Below are 26,119 nucleotides of genomic sequence, written 5' to 3'. Positions count from 1 at the left end.
GCCGAAACCAAATGGCTACCACCTCCTCATTTCAGCCCCGATCCAGTGTGGCTTTCGTGCGCGCGGCGATCTCGGCGCTTGTCGCCCTCGGGTGCGGCAGCGCGCACGCCTTCACCTTCACGATCGGGAATGTCGAAGGTAGTTTCGACTCGACGGTGTCGGCGGGCGTCGGGATTCGAACCGCCTCGCCCAGCAGCAACCTCGTATCGCCGACCTACAACCAGGCTACCGGTGCGCAGACCGGTGGCGGCCGACTCGGTCAATTGAGTGGCCTCTCCGATCAGGGCGACATCAACTACGGCAAGGGAGATCCGTTCACGAGCTATCTCAAGGGCAGCCACGAGCTGCTCCTGAAGATGCCGTCCCAGGGGCTGACGTTCATGGCACGTGGCACCTGGCAATACGACTACTCGGGTACCCACACGACAGGTGCATCCAGCGGACAGGACCTTTTCTACAACCCTTCGCCGAACCTGAGCGGCGGGCTCACGTCCGACGCCCAGAAAAACATCCGCTTCAAGCCGCGCTTGCTGGACCTGTGGGTGAGCAAGCAGTTCAACGTAGGCGACCAGATTGCACGCATCCGTGTGGGTAATCAGGTCGTCAGTTGGGGCGAAAGTATCTGGGAAGTCGGGGGGGTCAATGCAACGAACGCGATCGACGTGAATCGCGCCTCGCAACCAGGCGCGCAGGTCAAGGAATTCATCCTGCCCGCACCGATACTGAGTGTCGCGTCTGGCGTGGGCCACGGCGTGAACGTCGAAGGGTACATCCAAAGCAACTGGAATCAGAATTACCTTCCGCCGGTTGGCAGCTATTGGTCCAATCAGATCGTGGGACCCGGCAACAACGCGTATGGCGTCGCGACCATCCATCCGAAAAACGGCGGGCAGTATGGTTTTTCCATTCGCTACCAGCCGGCGGGCACGGACCTGAATCTCGGTTTCTACACGATCGCGTACCACGACAAGTTCCCGCAAGTCTCGCTGAGTTCAACGGGTGGGACCGTCTTCAGATTTCCGGAAGACCGTCACATGATCGGTGTCAGCGCCAACTTCCCCGTAGGCGACTGGGCAATCGGCACCGAGCTCTCGTACCGCCCGCGCGATGCCGTTCCGCTGAATCCGGCCAGCGGATGCGTCGCGCAAGGCGGAAACTGCTGGGTCGACGAGAAGCGATTCCAGTGGCACCTGACTACCCTCTACTCGCTCCAGCCGGGCAATTCCGGCGCGTTCCTCAAGCTGCTCGGCGCGCAGACCGCCACGCTGACGACCGAGACGGTGATCATCGGTTATCCCGGGCTTCACAAGAGCTATGGCGGGTCGCCGATCTCTCCGGGTGCGCTTCTGTGGGGGAATGAGTTCAATGATCTGTTCGCGACCGGCGCACTCAACTCGCCGGGTAGTGCACAGGGGACGAAATACTCCGGCGGGATCGACGTCGATTTCAACTGGGTTTATGACGGCACCGTCATTCCCGGGTGGCAGGTCAATCCGGGGATATACGTCCGCTACGGCCTGTTCGGCAATACGCCGGACGTGAATGCCCAGTTCATGCGCGGCGTGACGGCCATGAACCTGTATGTGAATTTCATACAGAACCCGGCGAACTGGCAGGTCGCTTTGAACTACACCCGCTTCATGGGCCCGACCAACCCTCTGGCCAACCCGCTACGTGACAGGGACTTCGTGGCAATCGTCGCATCTCGAAATTTCTGAGGTCAATATGAATCAAACGCCTGTTTCCGACGCAGCCCGACCCAGCAAGCTGCTAAGAATTCTTCATTCGCTGGAAAACACGCTGTTCGGTCACAGGCGTCTCGTTCTGGGACTTCTGGTTATCTTCACGGTCGTCATGGCCTGCTTCGCGGTCAAGCTCCGCATGGATGCGGGGTTTGAGAAACAGCTTCCGCTTGGCCACGAATATACCCAGACATTCAATGAGTATCGCGGCGATCTGCTCGGCGCCAATCGCTTGATCGTCGTCGTCAAGGCCCGCAAGGGCAGCATCTGGACGCCCGCCGCGTTGAAGCGCCTGTATGACGTCACCCAGGCGGTCACGTTTCTGCCGAATGTGTCTCGCAGCAGCGTTCAATCACTCTGGACTCCGAATTCATTCGTCAACGAGATTACCGAAGACGGATTCCGGGCCGACCCGCTCATTCCCGGCACCGTGACGCCCGATCAGCTCGACAGCAACACGGTCGGTGCCATTTCGCGCTCGACCGCCCAGGGTGGTTTCGTCGGCAGTCTCGTGTCTCGCGACCAGAGCAGTGCCATGGTCACCGCCGACCTCAACGAGCTGGATGCGAAAGGCGAACGGGTCGACTACGTGGCATTCGATCAGGCGCTCGAATCGCAACTGCGATCCAAGTTCGAGGATTCGAACTATGAGATCCAGATCATCGGCTTCGCGAAACAGATCGGCGATATCGCCAACGGCGCGTCATCCGTCCTGAAGTTCTGCGCGATCGCCCTGCTCCTGACCGCGTTGGCTGTCTACTGGTATTGCCGCTCCGTCCGCCTGACGATTCTGCCGCTGACGTGTTCGCTACTCTCGCTCGTCTGGCAGTTTGGTACGCTGCACCTCCTCGGCTACGGGCTCGACCCGTTGGGCGTGCTGGTTCCGTTCCTGGTGTTCGCGATCGGCGTTTCGCACGGCGTCCAGCAGATCAATTTCATCGTGCGTGAAATCTCTCACGGGAAGTCGGTGGAGCAAGCCGCGCGATCCAGCTTCAGCGGGCTCCTGATTCCCGGGACGCTTGCCCTGGTGACCGCTTTCGTTTCGTTCGTCACGCTGATCCTGATTCCGATTCCGATGGTCCGCGAGCTCGCGATCACCGCTTCGCTCGGCGTGGCATACAAGATCGTCACGAACCTGGTGATGCTTCCGTTGGCGGCGTCCTTGCTCAAGGTCGACGGCAATTATGCAAAGAATGCCGAGCTGCATGCCGCTCGTCGTGGCCGTGTGCTCCGCGTTCTCGCCAAAGTCGCCATTCCGCGCAATGCCGCGATCATCCTGCTGGCGGCCGTCGTGGTGTTCTGCGTGGCGGCCTGGGAAAGCCGGGATCGCGTCGTCGGCACGCTGCAGGCCGGCGCCCCCGAGCTTCGTGCCGATGCCCGGTTCAACAAGGATTCGGTGTCCATTGCGTCGAGCTACGACGTCGGCCTGGACTGGATTTCCATCGTCTTCGAAGCGCCTCCCCAGTCTTGCAACAACGTGGAAGTCGGCGCCTATCAGGATCGCTTCGTCTGGTCGATGCGCGCCGTTCCCGGCGTACTGTCGGTCGTTTCGTTCTCGTCGTTGCTGCGGCAATACAACGAAGGCTACAACGAAGGGAATCCCAAGATGTCGGCGATCCCCATCGATCCCGACAACTATTCGTCGCTGGCCGGCGAGGTGGCCCGCACGCCCGGCGTCATGCGCAAGGACTGCAGCATGACCGCGGTGAACATCTATCTGGCGGACCACAAGGCGACCACGATCACCCAGGTGATCAACGCCGCGAAGCACTTCCGCGATACGAACAAACTGCCTGGCGTGAAGATCCGGCTCGCGTCCGGAAACGCCGGCGTGCTGGCCGCGGTCAACGACGAAATCGAGCGCAGCGAACTGCCGATGATGCTTTACGTCTATACGACGATCGTGTTGCTCGTCCTCGTCACGTACCGTGACCTGCGCGCCGTCCTCGCATGCTGCCTGCCGCTGACGATCGGCACGTTCATCGGGTATTGGTTCATGAAGGAGCTGCAGATCGGCCTGACCGTCGCCACATTACCCGTGATGGTGCTGGCAGTGGGCATCGGTGTCGACTATGCGTTCTACATCTACAACCGCCTGCAGCTGCATCTCGCGAATGGCGTGGGCATCGTCAAGGCGCTCGAACAATCGATCCTCGAGATCGGGACGGCCACCATCTTTACGGCGATCACGCTCGCGATCGGCGTCGCCACCTGGTCATTCTCCGAGCTCAAGTTCCAGGCTGATATGGGCAAGCTCCTGGCATTCATGTTCATCGTCAACATGGTCATGGCCATGACGGTTCTGCCCGCCTTCGCCGTCTGGCTCGAGCGCATCTTCCCGCGGCGTCGGCCCGCGCGCGCACCCGGCCTGCTCGCACATTGAAGAAGAAGAGGATTCCATGACCCTATATCACAAGGTTCGCTCCATTTCGGCGGGTACCTTCGTCCTTGGAGCGTTGCTGGGCGGCATGCAAAGCGCGGTAGCCGCACCGGAACTCAGGCCCGTTCCGGCCGTCCAGTCCAGCATTGCGACCCAGTCGCCCGTGCTGGATGCCACGTGGGCTGGCCAGCGGGTGGTCAGCGTCGGGGCGAACGGCATCATTCTTCTGTCCGATAACCGCGGTGCGACGTATCGTCAGGCCAAGGCCGTGCCCGTGAGCTCGACGCTGACGTCCGTCAGTTTCATCGACGCCAGGACAGGGTGGGCAGTCGGCCACTGGGGCGCGATCCTGAAGACGACCGACGGCGGCGAGACGTGGGAGATTCAACGTCTCGCGACGACCGAGGATCGCCCGCTGTTCGGCGTTCACTTCATCGATGCCAACCACGGCGTGGCCGTCGGACTCTGGTCGCTCATCCTGGTCACCGATGATGGCGGCAAGACCTGGACAAAAAGAGAAGCCGTTCTTCCGAACGGCAAGAAGTCGGACCTGAATCTGTTCGGTCTTTTTTCGAACAGCAATGGCGAGATCTTTGCTACGGCCGAGAAAGGGCAACTCTTTATATCCAAGGACAAGGGCAACACCTGGGAGAGCGTGGACACCGGTTACAAGGGGTCGTTCTGGTGCGGCGTGGCACTGCCCAACGGTGTGCTGCTGGTCGGCGGGCTGCGCGGCACGTTGATGCGAAGCGACGACAACGGCCATACCTGGTCACGCGCGACGCTCGATACCAAGAATTCGATCACCTCGCTTGCGTCCAGAGGCTCCACGGTATTGGCGGTCGGTGTCGACGGGTTACAGGCTCGGAGCACCGACGATGGAAAGACGTTCCAGCGCGTGCACACCGAAACCGGCACGACGTATACCGCGGCCCTCCCCTCGCTTGACGACAAGTGGCTGATTTTTTCTCGCGACGGGGTCGTCGCAAAGTAAGCGTCCGATGTTTGATTAACGCAGCGGGCCGTGATCGTGACGCGCGGCTCGCTGCTTCGAAGCCTTCCAGACCCGAGACGGATTCGAGGTTGTACGGCTCGACAGCACGATCGACACCCTCCTGTCAGCCGGGTTTTCTCAGGTGATAGCCGACGCCGTGCACGCTTTCCAGGATGCCCGACGCCCCTGCGGCCACCAGCTTTCTCCGTAGCCGGGTCATGTGGCTGTCGACGGTGCGTGGGGATGTACTCACGTCTGACATGCACGCATTGAGCAATTCGATGCGCGTAAAGGCACGATTCGGCAGCCTGGCCATGTGAGCCAGCAGGCGGAATTCGACGAGTGTCACGGATACCGGCGTTTCACCGGAGCACGTCCGCACGCACACCCTATAGCTTTCCGTATCGACTTCGAGCGCGCCCACCCGGAGACGACGTTCAGGTGCGAGCGCACCGGAGCGGCGCAGCATCGTGAGCAATCGCGCGACGACCACATCCGGGTTGAACGGCCTGACGATGTAGTCGTCAGCGCCGGCGTGCAGTGCGCGCAACCGCTCCCTGTCCAGATCACACGCCGAAACGACAACGATGGGGGTATCGCTTTGTCGTCGAAGCCTGGCCAGCATTTCCAGGGTATCCGCGCGCAGTTCACGGACGTCGAGAATGACCAGATCAGGCTTCAGGTTCAGTTGCGTGGCAAGCACGGTCTGGGAGGTGTTGGTCTGAAAGGTGCGAAACCCGTTGCGAGTCAGGCAGGTATCGAGCGTTGACGACATTTCCGGTGCGTCGTCCGCGATGAGTATGAGCGAGTGCATGATTGAATTTCCGAGTCGTCGCCTTGTGTGCGCGTGAACACCTTCCGGACAGCGTTCGACGCCGGATGGGGTCCAGGTTCACTGGCACGAACTGGCACGAATCGACGAGTTGAAAGCGGCGTTCGGCATGACGCACGCCGAAGCCATCGGGATAGAGGTTGGGGGAGAATATTTCCTGCACCCGGACAAGGCCGGACGCCGAGCGGGATCGATCGGCCGATTGGTTCGCTTGTTGCTGCGGCTCATCTCAGCAAGGCACGCACCGGTCTTCGTCCGGTGGTTGACGCATACAGGTCGCCACCCGGCAGCCCGGCCGCAGGTGACGACATCGCTGGCCTCGTGCTTGCTCTGCCCGCCAAGGAGCAAAGGTGCGCTCATGATCGGCGGTTGGCCGCATCACCCGACCTCACCGCTCGGGCGCCCGACACCAAACAGCTCACGATGCCCGGGGAGCATCCGGTTATGCGTCAACCGGCCAGCTGGCCCCAGGCTTCCGGCAGCGGACGTCGCGGCGCATATCGTGCTCGCAACGTCCCGGTACGGTTGAGGCGCCTACGCTGACGAGTACCAGCACGTGAAGCGGCCCGCTAAACCGCAATTCCGGCTTTCACGCCGGCGTCGCAGCCGGGAATCGCGAGATCCGCCGAATCAGGTCAGAGGCTTTCTCACCGATCATGATCGTTGGCGCGTTCGTGTTTGCACCCACCAGCGTCGGCATGATGGAGGCATCGACCACACGCAAGCCTTCCGTTCCCCGTACGCGCAACTGAGCGTCAACGACGGCGAGCGCGTCGTTCCCCATGCGGCACGTTCCTACCGGGTGGTACACGGTGTCGGTCCGCTCGCGCAGCAACGCACGAATGTCTTCGTCCGATCGCGACCGGGACTCGAGCAGATCCTCCGTCACGAACTCGGACATCGCCGGCGCCGCCATCAACCGCCGGGTCAGCTTGTATCCGTCGACCAGAACCTCGAGATCATCCGCGTGCTCGAGGAATGCCGGGTCGATCAACGGCGCATCAAGGGGATCCGCGCTTCGCAACTTGACCGATCCACGGCTTTTCGGCCTCAACAGGCACACGTGACAGGAAATGCCATGTCCGAGCTGCACCTTCCTGCCATGATCGTTGACGGGGCCCACGACGAAGTGCATCTGAACGTCCGGTCGTTCCAGATGGGGACGCGTCTTCAGGAAGGCGCCGCCTTCGGCAAAGTTGGTGGTCATCGTGCCGTCGCGCGAAGCCCGGTATTGCCGGATATCGCGCAACGTCTTGATCCCGCCGCGTAACGATACCCCCAGCGCATCCAGGCTGTTCGTCTTGTAGCTGACCACGAAGTCCGGGTGATCCTGCAGGTTCTCCCCCACGCCCGGGAGATCGGCGACGACCTTGATCCCGTGACGCTCGAGTTCGTCCTTCGGCCCGACGCCGGACAACATCAGCAACTGAGGCGATTGAAACGCTCCCGCGGAAAGGATCACCTCTTTCTTTGCCCAGACCGTCTCGACATTCCCCCCACGCGTGACCTCGACGCCAACGGCCCTTTTTCCGTCGAACACGATGCGCCTGACCTGCGCACCGGTCTCCACCGTCAGATTGTCGCGAACCTTCAGATGCGGAAAGAGATAGGCACGTGCCGCACTCCAGCGCTCGCCATTCCTCTGGGTCACCTGGTAGATGCCGACGCCCTCCTGCTCCGCGCCGTTGAAATCGTCCGTGATGGGCAAGCCGCACTGACGTGCGGCCTCCAGCCAACGGCCCTGAAAGGGATTACCGGTCCGCAGATCGCTGACCCACAGCGGGCCGCCGCGCCCGTGCCATTCATTGCCAAGGCGCTCGTTATGCTCGCTTCGCTTGAAATAGGGGAAGACGTCGTTCCAGGCCCAGCCATCGTTGCCAAGCGCGGCCCAATCGTCGTAGTCGGCATGATGGCCACGCGTGTACACCATCGCATTGATCGCCGACGATCCGCCCAACGCCTTGCCACGCGGCTGGTAGCCGCGTCGTCCCAGCAGCCCCTTTTGGGGTACCGTCTCGAACGCCCAGTTGTTCAGCCGGGACGGGACCATCAGCACCAAGGCGGCCGGGACGTTGATGGGCCATCCATCGCCGGTGCCGCCGGCTTCGAAGAGGCACAGCGTCACATCTGGGTCTTCGGTCAAACGCGAAGCCAGCACACTGCCTGCCGAGCCGCCGCCTACAACAAGATAATCGAATGAGTTCTTCACGGGTCTGTGTCCTGGATAGATGCTTGAACGCTTCACAAGCAACTACCTGATGCATTGACGCCACCACTCACGTCGCGGCCTCACCGAGCCGTTGCGCAATCGGCTTCATTCCGTCATGCATCAGAACTGCGTGGCCGCACCGGCAACGTTGGAGGTCATCCATCGAACCGCGTGCGGCCACGAAATGGCGAAAAGCGAAATCAGGTCGCTACCGCCAACGTATCAATGGTGCTGCGCGCTGCCGAGTACCTTTCGAAAACTCGCGATGCCCTTCTCGATCCACGCCTGGGCGCCCGGAGAGATCGCCCCCATGTCGAAGAATCCGTGAAGCATGCCGTCGCACCTGATCGTCTCTACCTTGACGCCGCTGGCGTGGAGCAAGCGACCGTACGCTTCGCCCTCGTCGCGCAGCGGATCGTATTCCGCAGTCACGATGACCGCGGGAGGCAACCCCGCAAAGTCCTTCGCATGGATCGGGGCCAGTCGTGCGTCCGCCCGGTCGGTACCGTCCAGGACGTAATGCCCGTCAAACCAGGCGATCGTATCGAGGTCGAGCAGATAGCCCTCGCCGTTTTCCGTGAAAGAAGGAAAGCCGGAGCGATCCTGTGCTACCGCGGGGTAGATCAGGAACTGAGCGGCAAGCGCAATGCCCTCGGCATGCAGTTGTTGAGCCGCGACGGCCGCGAGATTGCCGCCGGCGCTATCTCCGGCAACCGCCACGACGTCGTTTCCGCCCAACTCGCCTGCGTTTGCGATCGCCCATTTGGTCGCGGCAATCGCATCGTCGGCCGCGGCCGGATACCGATGCTCGGGCGCCAGCCGGTAATCCACCGAGACAACGACCGCATTCGCGCCGCGCGCCAGCTCTCGACAAATATTGTCGTGGGTATCCAGATCGCCAATGACGAACCCGCCGCCGTGGAGATAGACGACCGTCGGCAGATGACGCTCCTGGGTCGGGCGATAGACCCGTGCCCGCAGCGATCCAGTCGCGCCCGGCACGGTCAGGTCTTCCACGCTGTGAATGTCGACGATGGCCTCCGGTGCACGAACGGCGCGTGCCAGATGCTGCATCAATACGCGCCCTTCTTCCGGGGTGGACTGCGGTAGCGGTTTCGCGCCGGACCCGGCAAAGGATTCGAGAAAACCAGCGAGGTGCAAATCGAGTGCCATAACATCACCTTGTAATCGAACGTTGCTCGGAGATCAGCGATACACGAGGACTTCGGAATCCGGGCTCAACTCCGGAATGGTCTTGCGCTCCTCCTCGTACTCGAAGTGGTGCTGCCACGGCATGCGATCGCCACGCGAGTGCATCTGGTGTTGCGACCGCATCACGTACCCGGCATTGAAGTTGTTCGGATCCGTCCAGGGCAGCCGCTGCATGTCGGCGTCTTCGGCACGCAGGCACGGCTCCACCGTCTTCGCGCCCACCTTGTCCATGTGCGCAAGGACGCGGCAGGTGAACTCGCAGACGAGATCGGCGCGGAGCGTCCAGCTCGAACGGTAGTAGCCGTAGATGAACGCCATGTTCGGGATGCCCTCGATCATCATTCCTCGATACGAGACCCGCTTGGTCATGTCGACGGCATCGCCATCGACCTGAAAGGCGATCTGGCCAAACGCGCTCATGTCGAAGCCGGTCGCGGTCACGACGATGTCCGCCTGCAGGTGCTCGCCCGACGCCAACGTCATGCCGCTTTCGTCGAACGATTCGATGGTGTCCGTCACGACGGATGCTTTCCCGTCCCGGATGGCGGTGAAGAGGTCTCCCTCGGGCACCGCAGCCACGCGCTGCTGCCACGGGCGATAGCTGGGATTGAAGTGCTTGTCGACGTCAAACCCTTCCGGCAACTGTTGCCGGGTCTCGTTGATCAGCCAGTCGCGAACGGCGTCCGGGTTCGCTGAGGACAGGTTGATCAGGTCGAACGTCTGCTTCAGGTGCGCACGCCGCAGAATCTCCGACCGCCATTCCTCGGGAAGGCTCAGTTCGCGAAGCGTCGCGTCCAGCTGGTGCGTCCAGGGCACCGCCGTGAAGAACGTCGGCGACCGTTGGAGCATCGTCACGTGCGCCGCGGTTCCGGCCATCGCAGGAATCAGCGTCGCCGCGGTAGCGCCCGAGCCGATCACGACCACCCGCTTTCCGGCATAGTCGAGATCTTCAGGCCAGTGCTGCGGATGAACGACCGTTCCCTTGTAGCGATCGAACCCGTTCCATTTGGGCGTAAAGCCCTGACGATGGTCGTAGTACCCCGCCCCCAGCCACAGGAAGTCGGTGGTGATCGAAAAGCGTTCGCCCGTATCGTTGCGCGATACCTCGACCGTCCAGCGCTTCTGTTCGCTCGACCAGTTCACCGTTTGAACCCGATGCCCGTAGCGGATCTTCGAACCGAGGCCATATTCGTTGATGACCTCTCCCAGATAGCTGTGGATCTCCTCCGCCGTGGCGATCGAGCGGCCCTGCCACGGGCGGAATCCGAACGCATACGTGTACAGGTCGCTGTCGGAGCGCGCGCCGGGGTAGCGATGGGTCCACCACGTGCCACCGAATCCATCCATGGCTTCCAGGATCGCGAACGACCGGCCCGGCAAGTTCATGCTGAGATGACAAGCGGCATCGATCCCCGAGATCCCCGCCCCAATGATTAGTACATCTACGTGCTCAGGCGAACACGAATCTGTTTGTTTCTTAGTCATGAGATCCCTCCGATGACCAGTTATTGAAAATATCCGTAACGCCGCACGACTAGATCATTAGACTTGGTCATGTGACTACTAAGCAAAAAGGCGCCCACACGTATATGTCAGCGACTACGCTTCAAACCAGCCCGGGACAACCCGGGGAAGATCATCTCCGTACCCAACCTGACAGGCACGCGGGTTATTGGCGTGCGCATCCGGGTTTGACCAGCTACCTCGAACATGATCATTTGACCAAGTTCCATGGTTCCCAGTCTTATGCAGTCGAGAGACAATTTGAATAAGGGGTTTCCATTACCCAACCGGTTGCGAAGGTGGCGATGATCCGGACCGGTCGCATAGCGCGCTGAATGCATCGCCACGCCAGGCGATGTCGCGCCCCTCGCCTTCAGGCAGCCCTGATCCGGGCTGACGGGTAGCCCTCCGGACCCGCGCTGCTCATGAAGTGGGGGCAAGGCGCCTCGCGAAGCGGCCAGCCGATCTCGCAACGGACGTTTCCCGCCGTCGTTGCTGTTCCGGTTCGGGGACGTGCAAGGTGGGGCGGCTCGACCTCGCAGGCATCGGCCCTGACCATGACGTCAACCGTTCGGCGCCCGCAACTCGCGTCGAAGAATCTTCCCGACGTTGCTCTTGGGCAGGCTGTCGCGAAACTCGATGCTTTTCGGTCGCTTGTAGCCGGTCAGCTGGCCTTTACAGAACGCCATCAGGTCTTCTTCCGTCAGTTCCGGCGCTTTCCTGACCACGAACAGCTTGACCGCCTCTCCGGAATGCTCGTCGGGTACGCCGATAGCCGCGACCTCGTATACGCCGGGATGCTTGGCAACGACCTCCTCGATCTCGTTCGGGTAGACGTTGAAGCCGGACACGAGGATCATGTCCTTCTTGCGGTCGACGATGCGCACGAAGCCATCCGCGGAGATCGACGCGATGTCGCCCGATCGGAAGAAGCCGTCCGCGGTCATCACCTTCGCGGTCTCGTCGGGCCGCTGCCAGTAACCGGCCATCACCTGCGGACCACGAATGCACAACTCCCCTGCTTCTCCGGGCGGCAATTCGTTGCCGTCGTCGTCCCGGATCGACACTTCGGTAGAGGGCAGCGGCAGACCAATCGTGCCGTTGAATTCGCCACGGGCCACAGGATTGATCGTGACACAGGGCGATGTCTCGGATAACCCGTATCCTTCGATGATCGGCGCGCCAGTCATCGCCTTCCAGCGCTTTGCCACGACCTCTTGGGTGGCCATCCCGCCGCCGTTGGCCAGCAGCAGATTGGAGAAATCGAGGCGAGAAAATTCCGGATGATGAAGCATCGCGTTATAAAGCGTGTTCACGCCCGGAAAGCTCGTGACCTTGTATCCGGCGAGCGACTTGATCATCTCACCGATGTCGCGCGGATTCGGAACCAGTACGCAGAGCCCGCCCGTATGCATCGTCAACAGGCAGCACACGTTGAGCGCAAAGATATGATAGAGCGGCAGTGCCGCCACCGTGATGAACTGCGCGACGTCAGGCCGCCAAAGACGAGCAGGCTTGAGCCACACATCGGTCTGCAGAATATTGGCGACGATGTTCCGATGCAATAGGGTCGCCCCTTTCGACACACCGGTTGTCCCCCCCGTATATTGGAGAAAAGCGACGTCATCCGGCGACTGGGAGACCGGCACGAATTTGCCCCGACGTCCCTCTGCAATCGCGTCGTCAAATGTCGTATGCGCGCCCGGGATCCGCACCGCTGGCGCAGCGCCGTCCAGCGTGGCAACCAGAACATGCTTCACCTGCGTTTCCGCCCTGATCCCGTCAAACGTGGCAGCGCAACCGTCGAGAAGGACGATCGCCTCCGCGCCGCTGTCGTTCAGCTGGTGCTTCAGCTCGCGGGGCGTATAAAGCGGATTGACGTTGACGACCACGTAGCCGGCGCGCAGGACTGCGCAGATCGAGATCGGGTAAGACAGCACATTCGGCATCATGAGGGCGACACGCGCACCACGTTCGAGCCCCCGCGATTGCAACCACGCGGCCAGTGAGCGCGACATTGCGTCGAGTTCGCCATACGTGATCCGCTTGCCACCGCACGCAAACGCAGGATTCCCCTGAAACCTGCCGAAGCTTGCTTCAATCAACGCGCTGGCGGATCGATACGCATTGCAATCAATCTCTGCCGGAACCTCCGGTGGATAAGCATCAAGCCAGATCTTTTCCATACCCAATCTCCTCTGTCCCGTTTGAATAATTGCGCGACGCCACGCCCCTCGTCTGGCTCGTCAACGAGCCGGGCGCGTCGAACTACGCGAGATTCATCCCTGGCGAACGCGTCGATGGCACGACCGCATCACACGGCGATGCGCCGGTCTGCACGAAGGTCAAGGTGTCAATCATTGAAACCGTCTGTTTCGGCAAGCCGCCGAACAAAGGAAGCCGCGCGCCCCAGCAGATAGCGCGCTGCCGGGATAGTGCCGGCCGCGGTGACGATGCCGTGATGATGTCCGGGCAGATGGTGATGCTCGACCTCGCTCCCCGCACGTGCCGCGCACGACGCGTAGGCAATGCCTTCATCGCATAGCGGATCCAGCCCCACCGTTGCGATGAACATCGGTGGCTGCCGCCGCCCTTCCGCATGCAGCAGCGGAGACAGGCGCGGAAGGTCAAGCGGCGTGCCGGCCGGCACGTAGTGATCCCGGAACCAGAGCATCGACTCGGCGACGAGCGGAAATCCGCCTTGAATGCGCTGGTATGACGGAAGCGACGCCGTCAGGTCCGTCACCGGATAAAACAGGATCTGCCCGATGATCGCGGGTCCCACTGCCGATGCCGCATTGGCGATGATGGTCGCCATATTGCCGCCGGCGCTGTCGCCCGCCAGGACCACCCGTGACGCATCGATGGCGAGCGCAGAAGCGTTGGCCATCAGGTAGTCCAATGCCTGCTCGCAATCCTCGAGCGGGACCGGCCACCGGTGCGCCGGCGCTAGCCGGTACTCCACCGACGCGACGGCACACCCGCCATGCCGTGCGAGATGACGGCAGATGCCGTCATGCGTGTCCACGTTGCCGATCACCCACCCGCCACCGTGAATGAAGACGACAAGCGGGTTGCCGTCGGCACCCGCCCCGGCGGGCGGACGATAGAGCCGGACCCGAATGGTGCCGTCCGCGACGGGAACATCGATGTCTTCATGGACAACGGCCTCGTCGCCCGTGAGGCCGTTCAATTCGCAGGCACGCACGAAGTTCACGCGCGACTGGTCGACGGAAAAGCTGCCGTAGTGTCGTCCGCCCAGTTCGCGGAACGCCCGGACGGCGTCCCGGGCATCGTCAGCCACCTCCGTCAGCGGCAACCAGTGCACTGATGTCATGTGCCTCTCCGCTCAGATCGCAGCGAACACGCTTTGATCCCATTGCGTCGCCGCGCGGTACTCGTCCACCGTGCCCGGCCAGTTGTTGATCACCTTGCCTTGCGCGTTCTTGTACCAGCTCGAACAGCCCGCCGAAAATGCCGAGCCGGCCATCGCCGATTGCAGCTTGCCGTTGTATTCGTCAAACACGGCCCGGTCGACGCTGACTGCCTTCACGCCGGCCGACGCCATGCCGCCGATCGCGTCGATGATGTAGTTCTGCTGGATCTCGAGCATCGACACGATGGAGTTGTGGTTCAGGTTCGTGTTCGGCCCGTACAACATGAACATGTTCGGAAAGCCCGGCACGGTCATGCCCAGATAGGCTTCCGGGCCGTCTTCCCAGGCCTGGGCCAACGTGCGGTCCGTCCCGCGAACCTGCAGGCTGCCCTGGAATGCCTGACTCTCGAATCCGGTTCCGAACACGACCACGTCGAACGGGAGCAGACGGCCGTCGCGGGTCACGATGCCCTCGTCGACGAACGATTCCACCCCCGCCGTCTCCAGCGCGACGTTGTCGCGCATGAGCGCCGGATAGTAGTCGTCCGATCGCAGAATCCGTTTGCACGCGTATTCATAGTCCGGCGTCAGCTGCTCGCGCAGTACCGGGTCGGTCACCTGGCGATGAAGGTGTGCCAACGCGAGACTCTTGCCTTCCATCTGGGCGTTGGAACCCATCCGGGTACGCTCGAACCCGGACTCGCGGAATGCGTGCAGCGATTTCCTGCTTTCTTCGAAAAGATGGGGCTCGCGCTCGTAGGTATCGAGCTGCTCCTTCGAGAAGACGATCTGGTTGCGCGGCATGATCCAGTTCGCGCTTCGCTGGAATACCGTCAGGTGATCGACCTTCGGCGCGATGAGCGGCACATACTGCACGGCGCTGGCGGCATTTCCGATGCTTGCCACGCGCTTGCCGCTCAAGTCCACGTCGTGCCGCCACTCGGCGGAGTGGAAATATTCGCCGTTGAAATCCGCCAGGCCGCGAACCGCTGGAATCATCGGACGGTTCAGTTGCCCCCAGGCCGGCACAAAGAACCGGGAGGTCATCCGGGAACCGTCGTTCAGCTCGAACCGCCAGCGGCTTGCCTCCGCATCCCATTCCGCACTGCGGATCTCGCTGTTGAATCGCAGGTGTTCCGCCAGGTCGAACCGCGTGGCAAGCGACTTCAAATAGTGCAGCAGCTCATTGCGGCCGGCATACATGGCGCTCACGCGCAAATGCGGATGGAAACTGTAGCAGTACAGGTGCGATTCGGTATCGCATGCTGCGCCGGGATACGAATTGTCCAGCCAGACGCCACCGAGATCGGGACGCTTCTCCAGCACGACGAAGTCGTCGATGCCCGCGATTTTCATGCGAGCGGCCATGCCGAGGCCTCCGAAGCCTGCACCCAGGATAACGATCTCGTGGTGCTCAATCCTTTCTACATTGTTCACGGTGCACTCTCTATATTTGCGTTACGGCGACTGCGGATTTTCCGGCGTCGATTCAATAGGCCTGTTCATACAGGCGCAATGCGTCCGGCTCCGTGACGACGACCGGATTGTTCAACAGCAGGCGCTGCTGCTTCATCGCATCTGCGGCCAGGGTCGGCAGGCTCGAATGCGTGACACCCACGTCGCGGAGACGACGCGGCGCGCCGGATCGGTCCATCAGGTCTTCCATGAAAGCGATGAACGCCGCGGTGCGCTCCGTGGCGTCGCCTTTTCCACCCGCGCCTACGACGTCTGCCAGTTCCGCATATTGCGAAGCGGCCGCTTCGGCGTTGAAACGCAGCACCGGGGCCAGCATCAATGCGTTGGACAAGCCATGCGGGATATGGAAATGCCCACCCAGCGGATACGCCAGTGCATGGACCGCGGCCACCGGGGCATTGGCGAAGGCTTGTCCTGCCAGGGTGGCGCCCAGCAGCATGGCCTCTCGCGCGCGCCGGTCTTCGCCGTTTTCGCAAGCCGGAATCAGGTTGCTCACCAGCAATCGCAGCGCCTCACGTGCGAGCGCGTCGGAGATGGCATTCTTCTTGTGCTTGCTGGTATAGGCCTCGATGGCGTGAACCATCGCGTCGATGCCCGTCGCAGCGGTATGGCTGCGTGGCAGGCCGACCGTCAATTCAGCGTCCAGGATCACTTTGTCGGCATACAGCTGACGTGCGACGATGCCCATCTTGGTTGTTTCGTTAACCGAAACGATGGAAATGTTGGTGACTTCCGACCCGGTTCCAGCCGTTGTAGGGATCTGCACCAATGGCAAGCGCGCACCCTTAATGTTGCCAATTCCGTACATTTCCGCGAGCGATTGCCGCGAGACGGTGAGCACGGCGGCCAGTTTTGCAATGTCCATCGACGAGCCGCCGCCGAGGCCAATGACGATGTCCGCCTCTGCACGGCGCGCGAACTCGACGCAGCGCGAGACCACGATCTCCGGCGGGTCGGCCACGACCTCGTCGAAAACCGCCACACGGAATCCCTCGGCCGCCAACGACGCTTTCGCCGGTTCCAGCACACCGGCGTTGTGCAGTCCCGCGTCGGTAACGATCAGGACATGACGGCGCTCCGTCCACGCCGCCATCACCTGACCCAGGCGGCGCACACAACCCCATTCCTGGAGAATGGACGGAACAGTTTCGAAGAGCATCGATTGCGGGGACATTTCCATTGACGTTTCCTTGATGCAGACTTTGGCAGTTAGACCTGGGTGCACATGTACTTGATTTCCAGGTATTCCTCGATTCCATAACGGGAACCCTCACGGCCAAGGCCCGATTGCTTGACCCCGCCGAACGGCGCGACCTCGTTGGAAATCACGCCGGTATTCAGGCCAACCATGCCGTACTCGAGTGCCTCGCCGACGCGCCAGATCCGGCCGTGGTCGCGTGTATAGAGATAGGCGGCCAGCCCGTACTCGGTGTCGTTGGCCATCGCGATCGCTTCTGCCTCGTCCTCGAACCGGAACACCGGACCGACGGGCCCGAAGAGCTCCTCGCGCGCGAGACGCATGGCCGGCGTCGCATCGGCAATAACGGTCGGCTCGAAAAACGTGCTCCCGAGCTGATGGCCTTTCCCGCCGGTGACGATTCGTGCGCCCTTGCTGACCGCATCGTCGATCAGCTGATTCAGGTGGTCACAGGCGGACTTCTGGATCAGCGGCCCCTGCTGTACCCCCGGTTCGACGCCGTTCCCTACCTTGAGCGCCTGAACGCGCCGGGTGAGCGCCTCGACGAAACGGTCATGAATGCCTGCCTGGACAAGAAAGCGATTGGCGCACACACAGGTCTGGCCGCTATTTCGGTACTTCGACGCCATCGCACCTTCAACCGCTGCGTCGAGATCCGCATCGTCGAACACGATGAAGGGGGCGTTGCCGCCGAGTTCGAGAGAAAGCCGCTTGATCGTCCCGGACGATTGGCTCATGAGTACGCGGCCGACTTCGGTCGAACCGGTAAACGAAAGCTTGCGCACGATCGGGCTGGCCGTGAGGACCGCGCCAATCTCGCGCGACGGGCCACACACCACTTGAAGTACGCCCGCCGGTATTCCCGCTCGCTCGGCCAGGACCGCAAGCGCAAGTGCCGTCAGCGGAGTCAGGTCCGCCGGTCGCACGATGATGGAACAACCCGCAGCCAGTGCCGGCGCCACCTTGCGCGTGATCATCGCGGCAGGAAAATTCCACGGTGTGATCGCAGCGCATACGCCGACCGGCTGACGGATGACGAGGATGCGCTTGTCGCCTTGCGGGTGAGGAATGACGTCGCCGTAGATACGCTTCGCCTCTTCGGCGAACCACTCCACGAAAGAAGCTGCGTACACGATTTCGCCACGGGCCTCCGCCAGCGGCTTGCCCTGCTCGGACGTCATGATGAAGGCGAGATCGTCGGCATTCGCAACGATCAGGTCGTACCACGCGCGCAGGATCTTCGCGCGCTCGTGGCTGGTCCGTTTCTGCCAGCCCTGCTGTGCAAGCGCCGACGCCGCAATGGCTTGCTCCACCTCGGCGGCGCCGAGGCTGGCCACGCGGGCCAGGATGTCACCCGTGGCCGGATTCGTTACGGGAAACGAACGCCCCTCCGTGCCCCCCACCCATCCCGACGCCAGCCACGCACGCGTCTCCAGCAAGGATCCGTCTCGCAGTTGGGCGCGTAGCGCCGAGGGATCGATCGCTTGGTTCATCCTGCTGTGCATTTCATCCACGAGCACTGTCTCCAGAAATTTCTTTTCTCAACCCAGGCGCTTTCGCGCCGACCCGCGAAAACCGCCCAGGCCTGACTACAAGGACGCCCGCTCCATCTCGCGCGAATCCGTCTGACTTCGGGGAGCCGGCGCGCGCCAGTTTCCCCGCCACCCGGACGCTTTCGCAAAATATTGCCCACGCTGGGGAAAGTCCGCGCTATCGCGGCCACTTCCAATTGGGGATGAAACAGGTATGTAGGTCAAATGACATGGTCATTTGACCATAAACCATTTTTTGCGGCAACTCAGTAGTTGCACGGGCTACCGGTTCCCCCTGGAGAGCGGGTCACGCGAGGCTGGGGCGTCAGACGAGTGGATCGCTTGGGGTGGGTCGGATGGGTTCGTCGATGCGCTGCTGCAGGCGACGTCACTGCCCACCGCCTCCTCGGAACCGGCATGCTGCCGGCGTCGGATACGTCATCGCCTGCACGAACGCTGCCGCGGCGTGTACACCGTGCACAAATCGATGGCCGGCGACAACCTGTTCTGCGGCGAATGCGGGGCGCGCCGCCACGCGTGGCGGCAGCCTGATCGCGCGTCAAAGCGCGGGCGGTGGGCGTACAACGGGCGCGCCAGCGATTGAAGCCACCGTTCCGGGCCTCTGCCGGCGGTTCCCATACGAGTTCAGTCGCGCGATGCGACCGTCAGTTGCAATGTGCTCCCCGGGCGGGCGATCCGCACCGATGCGCGCGTGAATCCCCCCGTCGGCGCTCAGTACAGCCCGGCGACCGTGCGGGCCGGGAGATCGCGATCGTACGAATCGCCGTCAAATGTGCCGCCGCTCAGCCGCCGATGCATCGCACCCGCGCTCGGCAGCCGGTCGCGTTCGATCCGCGCACCCGGATCCAAGAGACGCGAACGCACGATGGCCTTCGAGCAATGGAAATAGGCGGCGTCGATGTGGATCAGCAGCACCGTGCGCGGCAGTTTCCTGTCGACGGCAAAGCGCGATCCTGGCCTCGCGCCGCGCGGCGGCGGCTGGTACCAGCATGGTTCCGGCGCGCCGTCCGACAGGTAATGTCCGCCTGCCGCGTAGCCATCACGCTCGTTGTACTGATTCCGGCAAACGTGTCTGAGCGGCCGGGGCAATCGCAGCAGGCACCCCGCAGCATCAACCCACCGACCGGCCGGCGCCTTTCCAGTACGCGTCGCGCAATACATACTTCAGCAGCTTGCCCGCACCGGACAGCGGCAGAGCGTCGCGGAATTCGATGCTGCGCGGGCATTTGTAGCCCGCGATGAGCGTCTTGCAATGCGACTTGATATCGTCTCCGGTTACGTCGGCACCCGGCTTCAGCACGACGGCCGCATGAACCGTCTCGCCCCACTTTTCATCAGGAATCCCGATGACGGCGCACATCGCGACCGCCGGATGCTTCGCGATCGCGTTTTCCACCTCGACCGAATAAACGTTCTCGCCGCCGGTCACGATCATGTCCTTCAGGCGATCCACGATGAACAGGAACCCGTCCTCGTCGAGATAGCCCCCGTCTCCCGTGTGCATCCATCCGTCGCGAATCGCCGCCGCGGTCTCCGCCGGCTTGTTCCAGTACCCCTGCATGACACCCGCGCCACGTGCGACGACTTCGCCGGGCGTGCCACGCGGCACCTCGACATCGTCGGCATCGACGACGCGGATCTCGGCGAAGAACGTCGACCGTCCCGCGGCGCGCAACTTGCCCGACTGGCGGCCCTCCGGGGTATGGCATGCAGGCGGCAGCACGGCGATCACCGGAGACATCTCGGTCATGCCGTAAAGCTGCATGAATGCCGCGCCGGGCAGTGCGTCAAACGCGCGATTCAGCACCGCCTCGCTGATCGGCGACGCGCCGTACTGGACCAGTCGGAGGCTGCTGGCGTCGTGCGTCTTCATGGCCGGATGATCGACCAGCATCTGGATCATGGTGGGCACCAGCAGCGTATCGGTCACCCGCTCCTTCTCGATGACCGACAGCGCCGCGGCCGGATCGAACGCGGGGAGGAACACATGCCGCCCGCCTCGCAGCAGTAGCGCCAGCATGAGCGTCACGTCGGCCACATGGAACATCGGCGCGGCGTGGAGCCCGACGCCGTCCTCCGCGATCACGCCTTCGGCAAGCATGTCGAGCGCGTTGCTGAACAGGTTGCGATGGCTCAGCATCACGCCTTTCGGCACGCCCGTCGTGCCCCCGGTGTAGAGAATGCCGGCCAGGTCCTCGCCCGAGCGCATCGCGTCGGGCACCGGCGCCGCGGCGGCCAGCAGCGCCTCGTAGGACAGCATGCCATCGGGCGTTGCGTCTTCGCCCGCATGAACGACCGCGCGCAGCGCCGTCGACCGGCTGCGCAACTCCGGCACCATCGCTGCGAACGCGTCGTCCACCAGCAGGATCGCGGTATCGCAATCGTCGAGTGAATACGCGATTTCGGCAGGGCTCCAGCGGATATTGACCGGATTGACGACGCCGCCCGCCCACAGGACCGCCAGGTAGTACTCCAGATAGCGGTCGGAATTCAGCGCGAGCATGGCAACGCGGCCGCCGGTATCGAGACCCAGCGTCTGCAGCGCCGATGCCAGCCGCGACACACGCTCGCCGAGTTCCGCAAAGGTCCGGCGCCGTTCGCCGAACACGGTCGCGATGGCATTCGGTTTCTGCTGTACCGCGCGATGCAGCCCAATGGTCAAATGCATGACGTCTCCTGACTGGTGATCGATCTCGAACCGGCCGTCGAACGGATTCAGGCCCGCTCGAAGATGGCCGCGATGCCCTGCCCGCCGCCGATGCACAGCGTCACCAGCGCGTAGCGGCCGCCCGTCCGGTGCAGCTCGGCGATCGCCTTCGTGGTGATGATCGCGCCCGTGGCGCCCACCGGGTGGCCGAGCGAAATACCCGATCCGTTCGGATTGACCCTGGCCGGATCCAGGCCCAGTTCCTGAATGACGGCACAAGCCTGGGCGGCGAATGCTTCATTGGCTTCGATCACGTCCAGGTCCTGCGTCCTGAGCCCGGTGCGTTCGAGCACCTTGCGCGTGGCCGGAACCGGCCCGATCCCCATGTACGCGGGCTCCACGCCGGCGTGCGCATAACCGACCAGACGCGCGAGGGGCCGCAGGCCCAGCGCGTTGACGCGCTCCGCCGTCGCCAGCACGACCGCACCCGCACCGTCGTTGATGCCCGACGCATTGCCGGCGGTCACGAGGCCGTCCTTCCTGAAGACCGGCTTCATCCCGGCCAGCGTCTCCACCGTGGTATCGGCCCGCACGTGCTCGTCGGTATCGAACCGGACCACACCCTTGCGCGTGCCGATCTCGACCGGCACGATCTGCTCGTCGAAGCGCCCCTGCGCAATCGCCAACGCGGCACGCCGCTGGCTCTCCGCGGCAAGGCGATCCTGCGCGTCGCGCGAAATGCCGTAACGCGCGGCGACGTTCTCCGCCGTGATGCCCATGTGCATCTTTTCCCACGGGTCGTGCAGGATGCCGACCATGTAGTCGATCAGCGCGGCGTTGCCCATGCGCGCGCCGTAGCGCGCCGCGGTATCGAAGTACGGGCCGCGGCTCATCGACTCGGAACCGCCGCCGATCGCGATATCGCAATCGCCGTGGCCGATAGCCTGCGCCGCCGACACGATGGCCTGCAGGCCCGAGCCGCACAGGCGGTTCACGTTGAAGGCCGGCGTCTCGATCGGGCAGCCCGCATCGAGGGCGGCCACGCGGCTCAGGTACGCGTCGCTCGGTTCGGTCGGAATCACGTTGCCCATCACCACGTGGCCGATCGCATCAGGCGCCACGCCGCTGCGTTCGATGGCCGCCTTCACGACCGTGGTTGCGAGCTGCGTGTTCGGCACGTCCTTGAGCGCGCCGCCAAAGGTGCCGATCGCGGTGCGCGCGGTGCCGACGACATAGATGTCACGCTGGGTCATATCGATCTCCGGAAGATGAACGGAAGGGATCAGCAGCCCGCAAACCGGGCAGCCTGCCTGGCATGGAACGCGTCCAGCCCGGCACTGAAATCCTGCGTCGCCGCGCAGGCGCGGAACGCCTCGGCTTCGACGTCGAGTTGCGCGGGCAGGCTGCGGTCGAACGACTCGCGCATCAGGCGCCGGATCGCGCCATAGGCCAGCGTCGGGCCGGACGCGAGGCGCTGTGCCAGTGCATCGACCTCCTCCTGAAGCCGCTCCGCCGGCACGACCCGGTTGATCAACCCGAGCCGCTCGGCATCGGCAGCCCCGAACGTCTCGCCCAGCATCGCGATTTCGAGCGCGCGGCGCAGCCCCACCAGGCGCGGCAACACCCACGTGGTGCCCGAATCGCAGCTCGCGCCCAGGTTGATGAAGGCCGAGTTGAAGCGCGTCCCCTCCGCCGCCAGCACGAAGTCGGCCTGCAGCATCAGGCTCAGGCCCGCACCCGCGGCCACGCCATGAACCTGGGCGATCACGGGCGCGTTCAGCCCGGCCAGGATCGTCACGGCCTCGTGAATCGGCGTGATCAGATCGACGGCCCCTTGCACGGGATCGGCGCGCAGCGTCGCCAGATCGCCGCCCGCCACGAACCCCTTGCCGGCGCCGCGCAGCACGACGGCCCGCACCGAAGGGTCGGCCGCGAGATCCTTCGCGGCGGCGAGCAATGCGCGGGCCATCGGTACGTCCAGCGCGTTGAGCGCGTGCGGCCGGTTGAAGGTCAGCGTGACGACTGCGGCGGCGCGCTGCACTTGCAGTTCGGGGGCGCCCGGGACGTCCCGCGAAGGTGAGTCGGTCGTATTCATCGGCATGTCAGGAAGAGACGCAAGTGATGGGCAGGCCGTCGATCACACCGGATGCCCGGTCGATCGGGCGATGGGTCACCGCAAGCGCCCCGATCGCGGCGGCCGGTTTGCGCGAGCGCCCCTGCCGCGCGCCGCGCGCTGTCGCGTCCGGCGTTCGACGACATGCCGGCTCGCGCACCGCCGCTCGATGGCCCTTCGGCCGCCGGAACCCGAACCGAACACGTCCCGGTCATCGTGACCAACGGGTGTTTCACGGATTTTTCCATGAACCTACTTTCGAGTAACATAGTTACGAATCGGTAGATTCTAGGTTTTGAACGATACTTCACCATCCGTACTTTCCCGCGTTTGCCTCATGTCCAATCCCCCTTCGGCGCCCAAGTCCCGACGCCCCGCCGACCCCGCGTCACCCTGGGCGCCCGCCACCGAGCGCGAACAGCAGCGCGAAGCGAAACGCAACGCGGTGCTGTCGACTGCCGCCCGGCTCTTCAACGAGCGGGGGTTTCACGCCACTTCGCTCGACGACATCGCGGCCGAGCTGCACGTCAGCAAGCCGACGCTCTACTACTACGTCAAGAACAAGGACGACATCCTGTTGCAGTGCGTCCGCAAGGGCCTGGAGATGGTGCTGGAAGGCATCGAGCAATCGCGCAGCGCCGGCGGCAAGGCGGTCGACCAGCTGGTCGCGTCGATGAACGTGTATGCGCGGATCGTCACGATGGATTTCGGCATGTGCCTGATCCGCGTGGGCGACGACGAGTTGCCGCCCGACAGCCGCGCGGCGCTGCGGCAACTCAAGGCATCGATCGACCAGCAGTTCCGCCGGCTCGTGGCGGAAGGGATCGACGAAGGTTCGCTGGCGCCGTGCGATCCCAAGATGGCGGCCTTCGTGATCGGCGGCGCACTGAGCTGGATCGGGCGCTGGTACCAGCCCGGCGGCGAATACACGCCCGAGCAGGTCGCGGAGCACTGCATTGCGACGCTCACCGGCGGCTTGTTGCTGCGCCCGGAGGTGGTGGTCAAGTAAAGGAGTAATCGGGCCGCGCTCGGCGGAGCGACAGGATCGGGGCGCCGCGCCGGACGGCCTTGGTCGGCTGTATGCCGTGTCGCGGGTAGCCGGCACGCTGGCCGACCCGCATGTCAGGGACGGGCGTTATCGATACGCTCGACCAGCACGCCGCGGGCGGCCCCATCGATCATCGGCCGCGCGCGTCCCGCGAGTCCCGCCAATCCGTCGAATGCGCGACCCGCATGCCCACGACATCACCACGCGGCAAATACGTCCTGCGCGATCCCGAAGCCCGTGCTCATCCCGGCGCCGCTCGTCACGACGACGACGCGCGTGCCGTCGTCCGGCGCCTCGATCACGCAATCGGCATCGGAGGCCGACGGATAGCTGCCGGTCCAGCGCTCGATGATGTCCAGTTCCGGCACATCGAGCGTCTCTTGCAGCAGGCGCAGGATCTGCGCATCGATCTCCTGCGTCGCGAACGGCAGCGGCGCGGCGCCGTATTCGTGCGAGTCGCCCACGACGAGACTGCCGTCGGCGCTCTGCACCGCAATCAGGTGGATGCCGTAACCGAGGCACACGGGCTCTTCCGCCTTCAGGCGCGTACGCAACGCGTCGGCCGCGGGCAGCGCCGCGAAACCCGCGTAACGCAGCAGGCTCAGGTCGCTCATTACCGCGGCGCGCAGCGCCATCGGGCGGTGCGGCCGCACGCGCAGCATCTGCAACTGGCACAGCCGGACCTCGTGCCGCGCGAACCAGTCGCCGTACAGGTGACGGCTGTCCGCATTGCCGCAGACGATCACGCGCTCCGCGTGCAGCACCCCGCGTGACGTACGCACGGACGGCGTGCGCACCTCGTGCACCATCTCGCCGTAGCGGAACCGCACGTCGAAGCGTTCCGCCAGCCACGCCGCCAGCAACCCGATCGCGGTACGCGGCTCGATGCGCAGTTCATGCGGGCTATGCAGCACGCCTTGCGCGCCGTCCAGCCGCAACGCCGGCGCGACGGCCGCCGCTTCGCCGGGCGTCATGACCCGGCAGCCGTCGGCCATGCCGGTCTGCATGAAGGCGTCGATCAGGTGCAGCGCCTCGGGGCGACGCGCAATCAGGTGGAGGCCCTGGTGAAGCACGTCGATGCCGGCTTGCGGCGCCACGTCTGCCCAGACTTCGCGGCTCGCGCGCGCACGCCGCCAGCTATGTTCGGCGTGCTGCCCCGTGACGGTGACGAACCCGAAATTGCGGATCGACGCACCCACGCAAGCGGCATCGCGCTCGATCACGCAGACGCGCAACCCCTTGCTTGCCGCCGTATAGGCATGTGCGAGGCCGACGATGCCGGCGCCGACGACGATCACGTCATAAGAATCTGCCGCTGCGATGGCGTTCACGATTGCACGTTCCTTTTGTCGAGATGACACGCGCCGCCCGTCGGGCCGTGCGCATCGGTTGCCGCTCGCCGCGCCCCATCGACGGCGCCCCGGGAGCAGAGCGAACGGGCCGGTCGCCCGATCACGCACTATCGCGACGCAAAATGACATCCGAATGAAAAACCGCAAATTCGCATGAATTGACATATTTTGCCACTACATGACTTGGCGGAAATCCGTGCCGATCCGTCGGCTCACTGCATTCGCATCTACCGCATTCGCGTCGATCGAATCCGCTTTCGGAGTAGAGATGACATGCCGAAATATCACACCCGTATTGCGCGAATGCGATTTTCACGCGCGTAGGAACAGCATGCCACGCAACACGCCCCCGTCCTCGCCGCGCGCCCACGTTCGATCGCCCGGGCCCGCCATGCTTCGTGGCAATTTCAGCCAATTCATGCTGTTTTGTGGTTTTTCATGTGCATGTCACCGAGGGCCGCAACACTGCCGTGTCTCCGGAAAA

At 63.5% G+C, this 26,119-nt stretch carries 17 protein-coding genes and 1 pseudogene; 4 read left to right on the top strand and 14 right to left on the bottom strand.

Annotation, left to right across the window (positions count from 1 at the left end):
* Positions 1-11 precede the first annotated feature (11 nt).
* Genes G3N61_RS03505 through G3N61_RS03495 form a run of 3 tightly spaced genes read left to right on the top strand, consistent with a single transcriptional unit; the run spans position 12 to position 5,116 of the window.
* Positions 12-1,718, top strand: coding sequence for a DUF1302 family protein (locus tag G3N61_RS03505; RefSeq protein WP_051890094.1), 1,707 nt, complete (start codon positions 12-14; stop codon positions 1,716-1,718).
* Between the two features lie 7 nt (positions 1,719-1,725).
* Positions 1,726-4,125 carry an MMPL family transporter gene (locus G3N61_RS03500; RefSeq protein WP_043185723.1) on the top strand — a complete coding sequence of 800 codons (2,400 nt, stop codon included), beginning with the start codon at positions 1,726-1,728 and terminating at the stop codon, positions 4,123-4,125.
* A gap of 16 nt (positions 4,126-4,141) precedes the next feature.
* Positions 4,142-5,116: a YCF48-related protein gene (locus tag G3N61_RS03495; RefSeq protein WP_241017542.1), complete on the top strand. Its 975-nt coding sequence runs from the start codon at positions 4,142-4,144 to the stop codon at positions 5,114-5,116.
* 124 nt (positions 5,117-5,240) lie between these two features.
* Here G3N61_RS03495 and G3N61_RS03490 read toward each other — a convergent pair whose 3' ends face one another.
* From G3N61_RS03490 to G3N61_RS03430, 13 genes and pseudogenes are all read right to left on the bottom strand, one after another.
* Positions 5,241-5,930: a response regulator transcription factor gene (locus tag G3N61_RS03490; RefSeq protein WP_205821570.1), complete on the bottom strand. Its 690-nt coding sequence runs from the start codon at positions 5,928-5,930 to the stop codon at positions 5,241-5,243.
* Positions 5,931-6,537: 607 nt separating this feature from the next.
* A complete protein-coding gene (locus G3N61_RS03485; RefSeq protein ID WP_205821569.1) occupies positions 6,538-8,157 on the bottom strand; it encodes a GMC family oxidoreductase N-terminal domain-containing protein in 1,620 nt (539 codons plus the stop codon).
* Between the two features lie 222 nt (positions 8,158-8,379).
* Positions 8,380-9,330 carry an alpha/beta hydrolase gene (locus G3N61_RS03480; RefSeq protein ID WP_205821568.1) on the bottom strand — a complete coding sequence of 317 codons (951 nt, stop codon included), beginning with the start codon at positions 9,328-9,330 and terminating at the stop codon, positions 8,380-8,382.
* Between the two features lie 33 nt (positions 9,331-9,363).
* Positions 9,364-10,854 (bottom strand): NAD(P)/FAD-dependent oxidoreductase, encoded by a 1,491-nt coding sequence (locus tag G3N61_RS03475; RefSeq protein ID WP_205821567.1) that lies wholly within the window; start codon positions 10,852-10,854, stop codon positions 9,364-9,366.
* A 581-nt stretch (positions 10,855-11,435) separates the two neighbouring features.
* On the bottom strand, positions 11,436-13,058 hold the full coding sequence (locus G3N61_RS03470) for an AMP-binding protein (RefSeq protein WP_205821566.1): 1,623 nt from the start codon (positions 13,056-13,058) through the stop codon (positions 11,436-11,438).
* Between the two features lie 167 nt (positions 13,059-13,225).
* Positions 13,226-14,209, bottom strand: coding sequence for an alpha/beta hydrolase (locus tag G3N61_RS03465; protein WP_205821565.1), 984 nt, complete (start codon positions 14,207-14,209; stop codon positions 13,226-13,228).
* Positions 14,210-14,221: 12 nt separating this feature from the next.
* The gene (locus G3N61_RS03460) at positions 14,222-15,685 is read right to left on the bottom strand and encodes an NAD(P)/FAD-dependent oxidoreductase (RefSeq protein ID WP_205821564.1); all 1,464 of its coding nucleotides are present in this window, start codon (positions 15,683-15,685) and stop codon (positions 14,222-14,224) included.
* Between the two features lie 52 nt (positions 15,686-15,737).
* Entirely contained in the window at positions 15,738-16,904 is a 1,167-nt protein-coding gene (locus G3N61_RS03455) for an iron-containing alcohol dehydrogenase (protein WP_205821563.1), read from the bottom strand.
* A gap of 29 nt (positions 16,905-16,933) precedes the next feature.
* Complete coding sequence (locus G3N61_RS03450) at positions 16,934-18,427, bottom strand: NAD-dependent succinate-semialdehyde dehydrogenase (RefSeq protein WP_241017552.1); 1,494 nt, start codon at positions 18,425-18,427, stop codon at positions 16,934-16,936.
* Between the two features lie 759 nt (positions 18,428-19,186).
* Positions 19,187-19,426 (bottom strand): annotated as a pseudogene (locus G3N61_RS03445) (pyridoxamine 5'-phosphate oxidase family protein); the annotation flags it as partial.
* A 160-nt stretch (positions 19,427-19,586) separates the two neighbouring features.
* The gene (locus G3N61_RS03440) at positions 19,587-21,143 is read right to left on the bottom strand and encodes a long-chain-fatty-acid--CoA ligase (RefSeq protein ID WP_089454215.1); all 1,557 of its coding nucleotides are present in this window, start codon (positions 21,141-21,143) and stop codon (positions 19,587-19,589) included.
* Between the two features lie 47 nt (positions 21,144-21,190).
* On the bottom strand, positions 21,191-22,375 hold the full coding sequence (locus tag G3N61_RS03435; protein WP_089454214.1) for an acetyl-CoA C-acyltransferase family protein: 1,185 nt from the start codon (positions 22,373-22,375) through the stop codon (positions 21,191-21,193).
* A gap of 29 nt (positions 22,376-22,404) precedes the next feature.
* Positions 22,405-23,217: an enoyl-CoA hydratase-related protein gene (locus tag G3N61_RS03430; protein ID WP_089454267.1), complete on the bottom strand. Its 813-nt coding sequence runs from the start codon at positions 23,215-23,217 to the stop codon at positions 22,405-22,407.
* 355 nt (positions 23,218-23,572) lie between these two features.
* Here G3N61_RS03430 and G3N61_RS03425 point away from each other — a divergent pair, with 355 nt between their 5' ends.
* Positions 23,573-24,244 (top strand): TetR/AcrR family transcriptional regulator, encoded by a 672-nt coding sequence (locus G3N61_RS03425; RefSeq protein ID WP_089454213.1) that lies wholly within the window; start codon positions 23,573-23,575, stop codon positions 24,242-24,244.
* A 236-nt stretch (positions 24,245-24,480) separates the two neighbouring features.
* On the opposite strand, the gene G3N61_RS03420 is transcribed toward G3N61_RS03425, so the two are convergent.
* Positions 24,481-25,614, bottom strand: a complete 1,134-nt coding sequence (locus G3N61_RS03420; protein WP_346778541.1) for a TIGR03364 family FAD-dependent oxidoreductase — start codon at positions 25,612-25,614, stop codon at positions 24,481-24,483.
* Positions 25,615-26,119 lie beyond the last annotated feature (505 nt).

This window comes from Burkholderia sp. Ac-20349 (assembly GCF_017104865.1).
Taxonomy (GTDB): domain Bacteria; phylum Pseudomonadota; class Gammaproteobacteria; order Burkholderiales; family Burkholderiaceae; genus Burkholderia; species Burkholderia aenigmatica.
This window is presented reverse-complemented; position numbering and strand designations above follow the sequence as displayed.

Coding starts and splice junctions, on each gene's coding strand:
- G3N61_RS03505 (WP_051890094.1), top strand. CDS start 12: ATGGCTACCACCTCCTCATTTCAGCCCCGATCCAGTGTGGCTTTCGTG.
- G3N61_RS03455 (WP_205821563.1), bottom strand. CDS start 16,904: ATGGAAATGTCCCCGCAATCGATGCTCTTCGAAACTGTTCCGTCCATT.
- G3N61_RS03430 (WP_089454267.1), bottom strand. CDS start 23,217: ATGAATACGACCGACTCACCTTCGCGGGACGTCCCGGGCGCCCCCGAA.
- G3N61_RS03465 (WP_205821565.1), bottom strand. CDS start 14,209: ATGACATCAGTGCACTGGTTGCCGCTGACGGAGGTGGCTGACGATGCC.
- G3N61_RS03490 (WP_205821570.1), bottom strand. CDS start 5,930: ATGCACTCGCTCATACTCATCGCGGACGACGCACCGGAAATGTCGTCA.
- G3N61_RS03435 (WP_089454214.1), bottom strand. CDS start 22,375: ATGACCCAGCGTGACATCTATGTCGTCGGCACCGCGCGCACCGCGATC.
- G3N61_RS03440 (WP_089454215.1), bottom strand. CDS start 21,143: ATGCATTTGACCATTGGGCTGCATCGCGCGGTACAGCAGAAACCGAAT.
- G3N61_RS03450 (WP_241017552.1), bottom strand. CDS start 18,427: ATGCACAGCAGGATGAACCAAGCGATCGATCCCTCGGCGCTACGCGCC.
- G3N61_RS03495 (WP_241017542.1), top strand. CDS start 4,142: ATGACCCTATATCACAAGGTTCGCTCCATTTCGGCGGGTACCTTCGTC.
- G3N61_RS03480 (WP_205821568.1), bottom strand. CDS start 9,330: ATGGCACTCGATTTGCACCTCGCTGGTTTTCTCGAATCCTTTGCCGGG.
- G3N61_RS03470 (WP_205821566.1), bottom strand. CDS start 13,058: ATGGAAAAGATCTGGCTTGATGCTTATCCACCGGAGGTTCCGGCAGAG.
- G3N61_RS03500 (WP_043185723.1), top strand. CDS start 1,726: ATGAATCAAACGCCTGTTTCCGACGCAGCCCGACCCAGCAAGCTGCTA.
- G3N61_RS03475 (WP_205821567.1), bottom strand. CDS start 10,854: ATGACTAAGAAACAAACAGATTCGTGTTCGCCTGAGCACGTAGATGTA.
- G3N61_RS03425 (WP_089454213.1), top strand. CDS start 23,573: ATGTCCAATCCCCCTTCGGCGCCCAAGTCCCGACGCCCCGCCGACCCC.